Genomic DNA, 12,861 nt, shown 5'->3' with positions numbered 1-12,861 from the left:
CATTTTTGGTAAACTGTCAACAATTTATAATTGACAATCGTGAGAAATCCCGGCATGCGAATAACAAATGCACCGTCAATGCGAGGAGTTGGTCCATGAAGACGTATGACATCGCAGCCATTCCCGGCGACGGGATCGGCAAGGAAGTGGTTGCTGCGGGACTTCGCGTCCTTGAGGCCTGCGCTGCCCGCGACGCTCACTTCGAACTGAGGGTCGAAAATTTCCCCTGGGGCTCGGATTACTACAAAGCCAATGGCGTCCTGATGCCCGAGGGCGGCATCGAGCGCCTGAAAGCATTCGACGCGATCTATTTCGGTGCGGTCGGTGCGCCCGATGTGCCTGATCACCTGACGCTCTGGGGATTGCGCCTCGCCATCTGCCAGCCATTCGACCAATATGCCAATGTTCGCCCGACCTGTATCCTGCCCGGCATTCGGAGCCCGCTTCGGGACGTTACGGCCGACGATCTCGACTGGGTCATCGTCCGCGAAAATTCGGAAGGCGAATATGCCGGCCAGGGCGGGCGTTCGCATCGTGGCCTGCCGGAGGAAGTGGCGACGGAAGTCTCGATCTTCACCCGCGCCGGCGTCAGCCGCATCATGCGTTTTGCCTTCGAACTGGCGCAATCGCGTCCGCGCAAGCTTCTGACCGTCGTCACCAAGTCGAATGCCCAGCGCCACGGCATGGTGCTCTGGGACGAGATCGCCCGTGAGGTCGCCGCCGATTATCCCGATGTCACCTGGGACAAGATGCTGGTCGACGCCATGACAGTCCGCATGACGCTGCAGCCGCAATCGATCGATACGATCGTTGCGACAAACCTGCATGCCGACATTCTCTCCGACCTGGCTGCTGCGCTCGCAGGCTCGATCGGCATCGCGCCGACGGCGAACCTTAATCCGGAACGAAAATTTCCTTCGATGTTCGAACCCATTCACGGTTCCGCCTTCGACATCACCGGCAAGGGAATCGCCAATCCCGTCGGCACCTTCTGGTCGGCGGTGATGATGCTGGAGCATCTGGGCGAATCCACGGCGGCCGCGCGGCTGATGCGTGCCATCGAACGCGTTACCGCCGATCCGTCGCTGCACACGCCGGACCTCAAGGGCACCGCCACGACCGAGATGGTAACGGACGCCGTGTGCGCCACCATCCTCGGTGACAATGAATAAGGGAGATCGACGTGCCGTCCAAACGTCTGAAGATTGCCGCTATTGCCGGCGACGGCATCGGCAAGGAAGTGATGCCCGAGGGTCTGCGCGTCCTCGAAGCGGCCGCTGATAAATTTGGGATCGATCTCGCCTTCGACCATTTCGACTTTGCCTCCTGTGATTATTACGCCGCGCATGGGCGGATGATGCCGGGGGATTGGAAGGCACAGATCGGCGGGCACGACGCGATCTTCTTCGGCGCCGTCGGATGGCCGGAAGCCGTGCCGGACCATATCTCGCTTTGGGGCTCGCTTCTGCAGTTCCGCCGCGAGTTCGACCAGTATGTGAACCTGCGCCCGGTGCGCCTGATGCCCGGGGTTCCATCGCCGCTCGCCGGCCGCAAACCGGGCGATATCGACTTCTTCGTCGTGCGCGAAAACACCGAAGGCGAATATTCCTCGATCGGCGGCAGGATGTATCCCGGCACCGAGCGCGAGATCGTCGTGCAGGAAACCGTGATGAGCCGCGTCGGCATCGACCGGATCCTGCGTTACGCCTTCGACCTTGCCCGGAGCCGGCGCAAGAAACATCTCACCTCTGCCACGAAGTCGAATGGCATTTCGATCACCATGCCTTATTGGGACGAGCGCGTCGAGGAGATGGCGAAGAGCTATCCGGATGTTCGCTCAGACAAATATCATATCGACATTCTGTGCGCGCATTTCGTGCTCAATCCGGATCGTTTCGACGTCGTCGTCGCCTCCAATCTTTTCGGCGATATCCTCTCCGATCTCGGTCCCGCCTGCACCGGCACGATCGGCATCGCCCCTTCGGGCAACATCAATCCGGAGCGCAATTTCCCGTCGCTGTTCGAGCCGGTCCACGGTTCCGCGCCCGACATTGCCGGTAAAGGAATTGCAAATCCGATCGGCCAGATCTGGGCCGGAGCCATGATGCTCGACCACCTCGGCCATCCCGAGGCAGCGGCAGCCATCGTCTCTTCGATCGAGAACGTGCTCACCAATCCCGCTTCGAGGACCGGAGATCTTGGCGGCAGCGCCGACACGGTGACCTGCGGCAAGGCCATTGCCGAAGCGCTTTTGGCAAGATCCCTCCCCACCCTTCAAACATCGAGGCAATCATGAGCCGAGAGCTTCCCGTCATCGCCCTCACCCCAGGCGATTGCACCGGCATCGGGCCGGAGCAGACAGCCCGCATTCTTCACGACGGCCGGATGCTGGAGACTGCCCGTATCGTCGTGGTCGGCGATATCAGGGTGCTCGACCTCGGCATGCGCCAGGCCGATGTTCGCCTTGAATACCGGCGCTATGACAGCCCTGCGGTCATCGACTGGTCGGACAAGACCATACCGATCATCGACCTGAGTAATGCCGATCCCTCTCTCTATGCGCCGGGCATCGGCAGCGCCGAGTCGGGCCGCATCACCGGCGAAACCCTGGCGCGGGCGATTGATTTTGCAAAAGCCGGCGAGGTCGACGCAATTTCCTTCGCGCCGCTGAACAAGCGTGCGATGTATGACGGCGGATGGCGTTTTCCGGACGAACACAAGATGTTTGCCCACCTGCTTGGCCATCGCGGCTATTTCAGCGAGATGAACGTGCTCGACAATCAATGGATGTCGCGCGTCACGTCGCATGTGCCGCTACGTCAGGCTGTGGATCAGATCGACCGTGCGGCGATCGAGAATGCCATCGAATTGTCGGTGACGATGATGCGCAAGGCCGGCATCGTTTCGCCTCGGCTCGCCGTTGCTGCCCTCAACCCGCATGCCGGAGAAAACGGCCTGTTCGGAATGGAGGAGATCGAGATCATCCGCCCGGCGGTCAAAGCCATGGCTGCCAGGGGGTTCAATTGCGAGGGGCCGTTCCCGTCGGATACCGTCTACCTGAAAGCATTCGCCGGCGATTATGATGGCGTGCTTGCCATGTACCACGACCAGGGCCAGATCGCCACGAAGATGCGTGGCTTCAACCGCGGCGTCACGGTGACCGCCGGGCTCGACACCATCTTCACCACGCCGGCGCACGGCACCGCCTTCGACATCGTCGGCAAGGGCATTGCCGATACGGGTGCATTCGAGAACGCCATCAGGCTGGCAAGCAGGCTCGTCCAATTCAAGCGGCTCGCCGCCTAGAAGCCCAGGAGATTGGGCGCGGCCGATGCTGCGGCTGCACCCAAGCCGCCGAGGATCAGCAAGATCAAGACCGGGAATTTCGGGATCCAATAGAGGATCGCGCCGGCGAGGCTGGCGATCACCACCGCGGGCATGCCGCCATCGGCCACGCGGAACAGCGAGATCACGCCGGCGATGATCAGGCCGACGCCGACAGGCGCCAAACCCTCGCGCATGGCGCGATGCCATTTTTTCTGACGATGTGTATTCGTCAAACGAAACACGGTGTAGCAAAGCAGCGACGACGGCACGAAAAGCGCCAACGATGCCACCAGCGCTCCGAGCCAGCCCGCAACCTTCCATCCGATGACTGTTGCCAACATCATCCCCGGCCCGGGGGCCGCTCTTGAGACCGCGAAGAGATGAATGAAATCCGATGCGCTAATCCAGGCGTGCACATTGACCGTCTCGTTCTGGACGCCGGCGATGATGGCGCCGCCGCCGCCGATCGAGGTCAATGAAAACGGAATGAAAACCAGAGCTAGGCCGATGAGCAGACCGTCACGCATGTCAGCTCCTCCGCCAGGCCATGGCGACGCTGATCGGGGCAATGGCAAGCGCCACCGGTAGCAGCGGCCACTGCAGCACGCCGACCAAAAGTGCGGTCACACCAATGATGACCACCGACGGCGGAAATCGCATGGCGCGGCGAACGCCGTGAACGCACATCATCAGCAGCAGGCCGATTGCCGCAAAGGCGACACCATTGGAAATGACCGGCAGCAGTGCATAGCCGGCAAACAGATCGAACAGTTTATAAAGCGCGATGACCGCAAAAAACGGACCGACGAGGAAACCAACGACACAGGCGACCGCGCCCAACGGTCCGCGCAATTGCTCGCCGATGCAAATCACTAGGTTGACGACATTGGCTCCGGGCAGCATCTGCGAAATCGCCAGGCTGCTTGAAAAATCCTCCTCGTCAATCCATTGTTTGCGCAGCACGAATGCCTGATAGATCCATCCCGAAAGGCCGCCGCCGAAACTCAAAACGCCAATCCTGAAGCACAGAAAAAACAGAGCGGGAAGGCTCGGCCGCGGAGAGGAGAAGGTTGGCTCGGATAGAGACATCGGGCAATGTCCGTCACTAATGGGTTGGGACGCAGGACGCGGTCATCGTTCGGAGAGCGGCTGGCGGCCGTGGTCCGTCTTCCGACCGAGTCTCGCTTCGGTCGTTAAGGCAGGAACGCCCCCCCGTTCACATGCAGGGTTTGTCCGGTTGTGAAGCGAGCATTGGCACTGGCGAGATAGCGGACAGCCGCGGCCACCTCCTCCGGCGTGCCGCGACGCCCAACCAGCGTGCGCGTGGTCTGGTGGTGCGTTGGTTCGGGGCCCGTCGACGTATGCTGGCGGTTGGTGTCGATCATCCCCGGGGAGACGAGGTTGACGGTCACGCCACGCGGACCGAGCTCATGGGCGAGCGCCTTCGTCAGTCCGTCGAGCCCCGCTTTTGCCGAAATGACATGGGCACGATGCAGTGCGCCCGTGTATGCAGTGAGGCCGCCGATATTGATGATCGTGCCCTGCTTGCTAGTCAGCAGATGCGGGATAGCCGCACGGCTCATGAGGAAGGCGCCGTCAAGGGTGACGCCCATCACTTCGCGCCAGTCGGCAAAGGAAAGCGCCTCGACCGGTGCCTCGCGGCGGATGGCAGCATTGTTGACCAGAATATCGAGGCCACCGAAAGTCTCGACCGTCTGGCTGACCAGCCGCGCGGCATCCTCCTCCTGCGATACGTCGCCCAGCAATACCGTCGCCGGGCTGCCCGCCGCCTCTACTTCGCGCGCCACCGCTTCCGCCGCCGCCCGATCCGACCGGGCAACAATCGCGATTGCGGATCCTGCTTCCGCGAGCGACAGGGCAATCGCCCTGCCTATATTGCGCGAGGCGCCGGTGACGAGAGCCACGCGGCCTTTCAGTTCATGATTTTCCCGCATCGCGCCGCTCATGCTCTTGCCGCCGAGAGATCGACACGACCGCCGTCCGCGACCCGGTCGAGCCCGTTGCGCAGAGCCTCGATCGCACCGCCTGAAAAGCCACCGAAGCGGAGATTGGCCTCGAACTTCGACAGCAGTTCGCTGTCGGGCAGTGGCTCTTGGGCGCCGCCACGCATATGAGGCTGGCGGAATTCGCGCACGGTCCCGTCTTTCAAAACTGCCTTGAGATGTCCGGTAAAATTGCGCGGATAAGGATCGTTCGGATCGATCTCATAGGAGACCTTTGCCGCTAGCGCCCTGACTTCCGGGTCCATCACCCGCTCGCCGGTGAATTGGCCGAGGCCCGCCTCTCCGTCGATGAAGCCGACCGCTATGCAGAAAGGCGTCGAGAATTTGCCGGCGTAACCGTTCGGCGGCCGATGTTTTTCAGCAAGCGGCTCCCATAGCCGGTGAACGGTGCCCTCTCCCACATTGCAGCTAATGGACACGATGTCCTCGGCCCTTACACCTGACGCCGCCAGCTTCTTGGCGCAATCGATGAACGGCTGCGTCATCGTCCCGCAGGCATAGGGTTTGAAGGCGAGGGTCTCGAGAATCCAGTCCTTGCCAAGACCGTCCACCAACCGGCTGAAATCCGGGACCTTCGAGGGCGCGAAGGCTTTATACATGCCGTTGACGCCTTCAAATACCGTCAGCGGACCAATGAAGCCGCCTTCGGCCATCAACGCGGCCCGGAGGCCTGCTTGTGCCGCGGCGCCGGCGTGCAGACGCTTTGTCGAACTGCCGTCAGCCAGGTATTCGATGATGCCAGAGGCAAGGCTTCCGGAAATGCCGAGCGCCCGCGCGATCGTTGCGGCGTCGAGGCCGAGTGCCGCGCCGGCGGCGGCGGCAGCAGCCGGCGCACCGAAGATGGCGGTCGGGTGAAAGCTTGCCTTGTGTGTCGCCTGCGGCGCGACCAGGCTCATGCGGCACATGAGCTCGGTGCCGACAGCAATGCCGCGCATGACGGCGCGGCCATCGAGGCCGCGTTTTTCGGCGATCGCCAGGACCGCCGAGACGATGACTGCGCCGGCATGAATCGGCCCGCCTTCGAACGTGTCGTCGTAGTCCTCGCCGTGCGCGGCGGTTCCGTTGACGAGGGCAGCGTCATATAAACCAAGTCCCTTGCTATGACCGAAGGCCGTGCAGGAGCCTTCGTCGACGGCACTGCAAAGAGCCGCCCGGACATAGTCCGTGTCGCGCGCAGCGATCGCAAGTGCGATGACATCGAAAACGAGGCGACGGCAGACGGCAGCTGCCGCAGCCGAAGGGGATGACGTGGCCGCAAAGGCCGCGAGCCTGCTTGCCACAGGCGTCGATGTCGGAGCGGCTACATTCATGAATGGGCTTCCTCTAGTTTACTCTTGCGGACATCACGAAGTTCGCGGCCGATTGAGAAGATGACGAAAATAAGGGCGAGGGACAACAGGCAGACGGAGATCGGGTCCTGCAGGAAGATCATCAGGTCGCCGCCAGAAAGCACCAGCGAACCCCGGTAGCTCGACTCCACCATGTGGCCAAGGACAACACCGAGGATCATCGGCAGGACCGGGAAGCGTGTCAGCCGCATCAGATAGCCAACCAGGCCGAGTACCAGCGCAATCCCGAGGTCGAACAGGCTGTTGTTGAGCGTGAAAATGCCCGACAGGATCAGCGCGAAGATGAAGCCCGAACGATAGTGCCTGGGTCGGTTCACCAGCCAGATGCAGGCCGGCAGGATGAGGATACCGATGCCGATCTGGGCGATGATGGCGATGAACGAGCCGACATAGATGCTGTCGATCACCTGGGCGCTCTGTTCGAAAAGGCGCGGGCCGGGAATGAGGCCGTGCATCAGCAACCCGCCCAGCAGAACGGCAGTGGAATTGGAGCTCGGAATGCCGAAGCTCAAGAGTGGAATGAGCGCGGTGCTTGCGACGGTATTGTTGGCCGCTTCCGGGGCCGCAACGCCCTCTTCCGATCCCTTGCCGAACAACTGCGGCGTCTTCGACCAGCGCCTCGCCTCGTTATACGACATGAAGGCGGCGATGGAGCCCCCGCCGCCCGGCGTCAGACCTTCGAACAGTCCGAGCACGCAGCCGATGAATTGCGAACGCTTGAGCTGGTTCATCACCGAAAGGCTCGGCAGCTTGATCTTGATGCTGGCATTCAGCTTCGTCCCGGCAATCGAGCCCGATTGGCTCATCAGTTCGGTGAGCGCAAAGAGGCCAACCATGACGAGGACCGGTTCGATACCGCCGAGCAAGTCAGGAATATCGAAGGTAAAGCGCGTGACGCCGGAGATGGGGTCCGTTCCGACGGTCGAAATCATCAGACCGACGGTGGCGGCCGAAAGTCCCTTGATGAGCGATCCGCCGCTCATGGAGGCGATGACGCTGAGGCCAAGGATGCCGAGACCGAAGTAGGACGCCGGCGTGAAGGCGAGCGCCAGCCAGGATAGCGGCTCGGTCAGCAAGATGAGCATGGCGAGCCCAAACAGGCTGCCGACGACGCCGGACATCAGGGAGATGCCAAGGGCCTCGCCTGCGCGGCCTTGGCGGTTCATCTCGTAGCCGTCGATGACGGTTGCGGCGGAAGAATTGGTGCCGGGCGTCCTGATCAGGATCGCCGGGATCGAGCCGCCATATTCGGCGCCGATGTAGACGCAGGCCAACAGCGCAATCGCCTGGGCCGGGTCCATCGTATAGGTGAACGGCAGTACGAGCGCCATGGTGATGGAGGCCGAGATACCCGGCAGTGCGCCGCCAAGAATGCCCCAGGTGAGGCCGGCGATGGCGACAAAAACGAGCGGCGTTTCCGTCAAAAGGTGGATGATGTCCCAGAGCGTGGTCATCAGAACAATCCTTGAAAAATCAAGCCCATCGGCTGGTGGACCCCGAGCAATTTGACGAATACCGCCCAATAGAAGACGCCGCCGCCGATCGCCGCCGCGACGACCACCCAGGTTCGAGGCGCACCTTCGTAGAGAGCAACGGCCCCGATCATCAGCGCGGTGGCGATGATGTAACCAACGAAGGGCAGCAGGAAGATATAGGCCGCCCCGAACAGCAGGAAGCCGATGGCGCGCGGCAGACGGGCGTTGTCGTCCTCGTCGTCGGAGCCCGCTGCCGCCGCTGTCCGCAACCGGGCAACCAGCAACGCCCGGGCGATCAGGATGACGGCCAGAATCGCGAGGATGACGGATAGGACCTGCGGCAGACCGCCGGCACCCACCTCATCTGACAAAGTGCTGTCGGCGATCTGTGTGGACCATGTGTAGTAAGTGCCGGCGATCGCAAGCAACACTACGCCGCTGATAAGATCTTTGTTCATGAGATAGCCCTCAGGTAAAAAATTGGGCCGGCGAACCGGCCCATGCCTATTACTTGATGGCGCCCGTCGACTTCAGGAACTCTTCTGTCGTGGTGGCAAAATTGTCGACGAAACCGGGATATTCCTTGTGCCCGATCAGCTGCGGCACCAGCACTTCGGCTGCATAAGCCTTCTGATAGTCGGGATCGGCGAGGACATTTTTCACAGCCTCGTCCCAGATCGCTGCCGTTGCGTCAGGAATGCCTTTCGGGCCGGCAAGGCCGCGGAACTTCACGAGCGTGACGTCGAAGCCCAGTTCCTTGACCGTGGGGACATCCGGCTTTGCCGCAATACGCTCCGGATTGAACGTGGCAAGCAGGGTGATCTTACCGGCATCGAGCTGCGAGCGGACCTCCTGAATTTCGCCGATGCCGATATCAAGCGTGCCGTTGAGCACATTCAACATCATGTCGCCGCCGCCCTCATGGGTGACGATGGCCGGCGTCACGCCAGCCGCGCGCTTCAGCTGCTCTGCGGCCTGACGTTCCAGCGAAGCAGGATTGGCGGCGCCCCAGCGGCCACGTTCCTTCTTGGCATGATCAATGACATCCTGCAGCGTCTTGTAGGGACCGTCTGTCCGCGTATAGATCACCTCGCTGTCGAGGAAGATGTTGACCAGCGGCTGCATGTCCTTGTAGGTGCTCTGCGGCTTGCTCATCAGCGACGTGTAGATGTAGGTCGGCGTTGTCGCGTAGAAGACGCTGCCGTCGGCGTCGGCCGAGGCCACACGGGCCATCGCCTTGGCGCCGCTGCCGCCCTGGATATTTTCGACGACGAACGTGGCGTCGATGTATTTGCCGAGGTATTTCGTCATCTCGCGTAGGAAAACGTCGCTGCCGCCGCCCGGGCTCGAATGCGTGACCAAGGTCACAACCTTGGCCGGATAAGGCAGCGGGTCCGCCTGAGCGGAGGTACCGCACAGAAGGCCCATCGCGGCCATTCCAAATGCCGCTTTTCCAAGCAATTTCATAAATTTCATGTTCTCTCTCCCCTTTTTAAATGCCGTTTCTCCCGTAACGGCGCTCCCTCTAGTCTTAGTTATTCCGCGGTGAGCTCCTCACGACATGGCTTTTCGCATCGTCACCGCTGATCAGTGATATGAGACGACCGATATCGGCACCGGTATCGATGCCGCGCACTAGCGCCAGCAACTCGTCCTGGGCGCCGGTATCGATGACGCCTTCGGCGCACATGCGGAACTTGCCATCGAGTTCGTCATCGCTGACCGGATTGGAAGGTCCGCCGCGATAACGCTCGTCCGCCCATTGCACAAGCGTGCGCCCATCCTTGGTGAGCACCTCGATGCGCGAGCGGATCTTGTCGTAGCCGAGAGCATCGATCTCGAGATCATTGATGACGTCGGTGCGCGCCTGCAGATCCTGCATCGCCTCTCCGGAAACAAATGCGTCCTCGAATTCGTGATGGCTGGCGCGGCGGCACAGCACGATCATGGCGAGCAAGGCCGGCATCGAGAATTTCGCCTGCAGATGGTTGCGAGCAATCGGATAGCGGATCGGCTCGATGATATTCTTGCCGGCAAAGAAACGGATACGATCGACCTCTTCGGCCTTCAGATCGTGATCGAGAACCAGCTTCAGCATGGCATCCATCGATTGATGCGTAAGAATGCCGGAGGGATAAGGCTTGACGCTGACACCCGGAGTGACGATTGTCAGCGGCGCACCGAATCCGGCCTTTGCCTTTTCGGCATCGAAACCCTCGCCCATTACGGAAAAGAAGCCCCAGGTTCCGTCGAGCGCTGCCGGATCGGCCTCGAAACCACGCGAGGCCAGCAAGGCGGCGGTGATGCCGTTTTCGCAGGCGCGGCCGACATGCAGCGGCTTCGTCATCGTGCCGAAATTGACGCGGATACCTGCAGCAAAGCTCGCTGCCAATCCGAGCGCGTGAGCGAGCTTGTCCCCTTTCAGGCCTAGGAGTTTGGCCGCCGCAGCGGCCGCGCCGAACGTGCCGACTGTACCGCTTGTATGGTGGCCGCGGCGGTAGTGGCGCGGCGTCATCCATTCGGAAATCTTGCACTCGACCTCGAAGCCCACCTGGAAGGCGAGCATGAGGTCGCGGCCGTCGACATTGCCAAGCGTGTTGCCGACCATCAACGCGGCCGTGAGCGGTGGAACGGAGGGGTGCGTCAGCAAGCCGTAGACATGGTTCGGATCGTGGGAAACTTGTGTATCGTCCCAGTCATGGGCATGTCCTGCGGTGCCCCAGACGCGGCCGGCGAGCGCTGCCGGCACCCTCGTCGCACCGGCGCCCGGCAGTGGCGCGTCGCCGCGCCCACCTTGGGAAAGTGCATCTTCGATAAGGATCCGCACCGACGGCTCGCGGCTGCCTGCGAGATAAAGCCCGAAGGTATCGACCATGCAACGGCGGCCGATGGCGAGAGCTTCACCCGGCAAATCAGCATAGGTCGTGCGCTCGATGAAACGTATGGCCTGGGCCGTAATGTCGGATATGGTATTCACGCGTTCAGGTCTCCTGGTTCTCTATTTAAGGTTCGGGGCCGTTGACATCAGCCGCTCTTTAGCCGCTTCGACATGCCGCGCATGGGCGAGCAACGCCCTCGCCGGATCGCGCGCCGCGACGGCGTCGACCATGGCGTGATGTTCCTGATGGGACGCATGCATCGAATCGCCGAGCATCAAGTTGCGAGCGCGGTAGAGCCGAAGTTGCTTGACCAACGTCATGTATTGCTGGGCCAGCGTCGGATTGCCGGCGCTGACGACGATGAATTCGTGAAAGACAAAGTTGATCTTGACGTATGCCCCGAAATCGTTGGCGGCGACGGCCGCATCCATGTCGGCGATGAAGGCCCTGAGCTGATCCACTCCCTCATCGGTGATACGCTCGGCCAGAAGCTTTCCGGCAAGGCCGAAAAGCACGGCACGGACATCATAGATATCGCGGGCCTGAGCCGCAGTCAGGCGCCGAACGAAGAAACCGCGATTTGGTACCTGCTCGACAAGTCCGGACGAATCCAGGGAGCGCAACGCTTCTCGCACCGGGCCGCGGCTGATGCCGAAGCGCAGCGCCAGCTCCTTCTCGTTGACATGATCTCCAGGCGCAAATTCGCCACCGAGAATGACACGCTCGATTTCCTGCTCAAGCAACATAGGCAGAGAGTTAGATCGAAGAATGTCGATTGCATTCAGTGTCATTTTGGCCACCTCTTTACAGCCGTGTAGTATGCTGAATGTCAATTGTCAACAATTTATTGTAGTGTGACCGCGGCGCCCACAAGTGCAGAATCGTTCGATGTAGTCCCCGGTCCATCAATATGGACGCCGGTCTGCCGGCCGACCGGGGATCTTAGGCGCGTGCGTCGATCAGCATGCGGACCTGTGATGGGATGACGTTGGCGGCATTCGTTTCGTCGAACCAATCGCATGATCAACCTTGGTTCGGTTGCGCCGCTTGGAAAGGAGAGCGGCATCGCAGAGTTGGCACTGATTGCGGAATCCGGCGCAGACGATATTGCTCTGGCGCTGCAGGAAATCCTGCGCGAGCATCCTCTCTAGTTAAGCTGCCTGCCTACCGAGAGGGTGCTGCGCTTGGAGACTTCCGACCGTTTCAAACTCTTACCACGAGGTAGCGGCAGGAGCGGCGGCGCCACCGAAGGCATAGACGATCTTCCCGCGCATTTCACGAACGTCGGATCCTACTGTCTGGCGGCGTTCACTGCGCGCCGCCTCGGTTGGCGGCTCAGAGAGGGCGATGGATAAGCGAGCGAGAAGCGCGTTGAGGCCGGCGACTTCCCGGCCGAGCGCGTGGCTTGCGGCCGTCGATGCTCCACCATGGCCGCATTCTGTTGCGCTCCCTGATCGATGGAATTAACGGCATTGTTGATTTCGCTCAAGCCAACCGACTGCTCTCGCGCCGCCTCGACGATCGCTGCCACATGCCGACTGATTTCCTCGACCTCGGCGGCAATACGGTCGAGCGAGGCACCGGTCTTATCGACGAGCTCAAAAGCGCAGCTCGTCGACCGTAGCGTGACGCGCCGGGGCGCATGCTGGGGACGGCGGGCAAGTTTTCCCGGTCGACCAGCATGACCGTTTCCTCAGACGCTCGCGATCAGGCCGCCGTCGACACGGATAACGGAGCCCGTCAGATAGGAAGCGCGGCTGCTCGCCATGAAGGCGACCACGTCGGCATATTCCTGCGGATCACCATA

At 61.4% G+C, this 12,861-nt stretch carries 15 protein-coding genes; 5 read left to right on the top strand and 10 right to left on the bottom strand.

Going from position 1 to position 12,861, the window contains the following annotated elements:
• The first annotated feature begins 95 nt into the window (after positions 1-95).
• Genes ACPYOI_RS20425 through ACPYOI_RS20415 form a run of 3 tightly spaced genes read left to right on the top strand, consistent with a single transcriptional unit; the run spans position 96 to position 3,306 of the window.
• Positions 96-1,172, top strand: coding sequence for a tartrate dehydrogenase (locus ACPYOI_RS20425; protein ID WP_481423299.1), 1,077 nt, complete (start codon positions 96-98; stop codon positions 1,170-1,172).
• Between the two features lie 11 nt (positions 1,173-1,183).
• On the top strand, positions 1,184-2,296 hold the full coding sequence (locus ACPYOI_RS20420) for a tartrate dehydrogenase (protein ID WP_481418630.1): 1,113 nt from the start codon (positions 1,184-1,186) through the stop codon (positions 2,294-2,296).
• Complete coding sequence (locus tag ACPYOI_RS20415; protein ID WP_481423298.1) at positions 2,293-3,306, top strand: PdxA family dehydrogenase; 1,014 nt, start codon at positions 2,293-2,295, stop codon at positions 3,304-3,306. The genes ACPYOI_RS20420 and ACPYOI_RS20415 overlap by 4 nt, the downstream gene beginning before the upstream one ends.
• On the opposite strand, the gene ACPYOI_RS20410 is transcribed toward ACPYOI_RS20415, so the two are convergent.
• From ACPYOI_RS20410 to ACPYOI_RS20370, 9 genes are all read right to left on the bottom strand, one after another.
• Positions 3,303-3,854 carry a chromate transporter gene (locus tag ACPYOI_RS20410; protein WP_481418628.1) on the bottom strand — a complete coding sequence of 184 codons (552 nt, stop codon included), beginning with the start codon at positions 3,852-3,854 and terminating at the stop codon, positions 3,303-3,305. The two genes, ACPYOI_RS20415 and ACPYOI_RS20410, sit on opposite strands and share 4 nt — an antisense overlap.
• Before the next feature lies 1 nt (position 3,855).
• Positions 3,856-4,416, bottom strand: coding sequence for a chromate transporter (locus ACPYOI_RS20405; protein ID WP_481418627.1), 561 nt, complete (start codon positions 4,414-4,416; stop codon positions 3,856-3,858).
• Positions 4,417-4,520: 104 nt separating this feature from the next.
• Positions 4,521-5,294 (bottom strand): SDR family NAD(P)-dependent oxidoreductase, encoded by a 774-nt coding sequence (locus ACPYOI_RS20400; protein WP_481418626.1) that lies wholly within the window; start codon positions 5,292-5,294, stop codon positions 4,521-4,523.
• Positions 5,291-6,661: an MmgE/PrpD family protein gene (locus ACPYOI_RS20395; protein WP_481418625.1), complete on the bottom strand. Its 1,371-nt coding sequence runs from the start codon at positions 6,659-6,661 to the stop codon at positions 5,291-5,293. Before ACPYOI_RS20395 ends, ACPYOI_RS20400 begins: the two co-directional genes overlap by 4 nt.
• On the bottom strand, positions 6,658-8,154 hold the full coding sequence (locus tag ACPYOI_RS20390) for a tripartite tricarboxylate transporter permease (protein WP_481423297.1): 1,497 nt from the start codon (positions 8,152-8,154) through the stop codon (positions 6,658-6,660). Before ACPYOI_RS20390 ends, ACPYOI_RS20395 begins: the two co-directional genes overlap by 4 nt.
• A complete protein-coding gene (locus ACPYOI_RS20385) occupies positions 8,154-8,633 on the bottom strand; it encodes a tripartite tricarboxylate transporter TctB family protein (RefSeq protein WP_168830084.1) in 480 nt (159 codons plus the stop codon). The genes ACPYOI_RS20390 and ACPYOI_RS20385 overlap by 1 nt, the downstream gene beginning before the upstream one ends.
• 49 nt (positions 8,634-8,682) lie before the next feature.
• Positions 8,683-9,651 carry a tripartite tricarboxylate transporter substrate binding protein gene (locus ACPYOI_RS20380; protein WP_481418623.1) on the bottom strand — a complete coding sequence of 323 codons (969 nt, stop codon included), beginning with the start codon at positions 9,649-9,651 and terminating at the stop codon, positions 8,683-8,685.
• A 55-nt stretch (positions 9,652-9,706) separates the two neighbouring features.
• Positions 9,707-11,152 (bottom strand): MmgE/PrpD family protein, encoded by a 1,446-nt coding sequence (locus ACPYOI_RS20375; RefSeq protein ID WP_481423296.1) that lies wholly within the window; start codon positions 11,150-11,152, stop codon positions 9,707-9,709.
• Between the two features lie 21 nt (positions 11,153-11,173).
• The gene (locus ACPYOI_RS20370) at positions 11,174-11,845 is read right to left on the bottom strand and encodes an FCD domain-containing protein (protein WP_481423295.1); all 672 of its coding nucleotides are present in this window, start codon (positions 11,843-11,845) and stop codon (positions 11,174-11,176) included.
• Between the two features lie 228 nt (positions 11,846-12,073).
• Between ACPYOI_RS20370 and ACPYOI_RS20365 the strand changes: the two genes are divergently transcribed.
• The gene (locus ACPYOI_RS20365; protein WP_481423294.1) at positions 12,074-12,205 is read left to right on the top strand and encodes a hypothetical protein; all 132 of its coding nucleotides are present in this window, start codon (positions 12,074-12,076) and stop codon (positions 12,203-12,205) included.
• 266 nt (positions 12,206-12,471) lie between these two features.
• Complete coding sequence (locus tag ACPYOI_RS20360) at positions 12,472-12,678, top strand: hypothetical protein (protein WP_481418619.1); 207 nt, start codon at positions 12,472-12,474, stop codon at positions 12,676-12,678.
• A gap of 69 nt (positions 12,679-12,747) precedes the next feature.
• Here ACPYOI_RS20360 and ACPYOI_RS20355 read toward each other — a convergent pair.
• On the bottom strand, positions 12,748-12,861 hold a 114-nt coding region (locus tag ACPYOI_RS20355; protein WP_481418645.1), incomplete at its 5' end, for an SDR family oxidoreductase.

The organism is Rhizobium sp. SVR5-2C, from assembly GCF_056755115.1.
This window is presented reverse-complemented; position numbering and strand designations above follow the sequence as displayed.

Excerpts from the sequence above, each read along its gene's own strand:
- ACPYOI_RS20405 (WP_481418627.1), bottom strand. The coding sequence starts at position 4,416 with ATGTCTCTATCCGAGCCAACCTTCTCCTCTCCGCGGCCGAGCCTTCCC.
- ACPYOI_RS20370 (WP_481423295.1), bottom strand. The coding sequence starts at position 11,845 with ATGACACTGAATGCAATCGACATTCTTCGATCTAACTCTCTGCCTATG.
- ACPYOI_RS20410 (WP_481418628.1), bottom strand. The coding sequence starts at position 3,854 with ATGCGTGACGGTCTGCTCATCGGCCTAGCTCTGGTTTTCATTCCGTTT.
- ACPYOI_RS20400 (WP_481418626.1), bottom strand. The coding sequence starts at position 5,294 with ATGAGCGGCGCGATGCGGGAAAATCATGAACTGAAAGGCCGCGTGGCT.
- ACPYOI_RS20415 (WP_481423298.1), top strand. The coding sequence starts at position 2,293 with ATGAGCCGAGAGCTTCCCGTCATCGCCCTCACCCCAGGCGATTGCACC.
- ACPYOI_RS20425 (WP_481423299.1), top strand. The coding sequence starts at position 96 with ATGAAGACGTATGACATCGCAGCCATTCCCGGCGACGGGATCGGCAAG.
- ACPYOI_RS20380 (WP_481418623.1), bottom strand. The coding sequence starts at position 9,651 with ATGAAATTTATGAAATTGCTTGGAAAAGCGGCATTTGGAATGGCCGCG.
- ACPYOI_RS20395 (WP_481418625.1), bottom strand. The coding sequence starts at position 6,661 with ATGAATGTAGCCGCTCCGACATCGACGCCTGTGGCAAGCAGGCTCGCG.
- ACPYOI_RS20360 (WP_481418619.1), top strand. The coding sequence starts at position 12,472 with ATGCTCCACCATGGCCGCATTCTGTTGCGCTCCCTGATCGATGGAATT.
- ACPYOI_RS20390 (WP_481423297.1), bottom strand. The coding sequence starts at position 8,154 with ATGACCACGCTCTGGGACATCATCCACCTTTTGACGGAAACGCCGCTC.
- ACPYOI_RS20365 (WP_481423294.1), top strand. The coding sequence starts at position 12,074 with ATGATCAACCTTGGTTCGGTTGCGCCGCTTGGAAAGGAGAGCGGCATC.
- ACPYOI_RS20385 (WP_168830084.1), bottom strand. The coding sequence starts at position 8,633 with ATGAACAAAGATCTTATCAGCGGCGTAGTGTTGCTTGCGATCGCCGGC.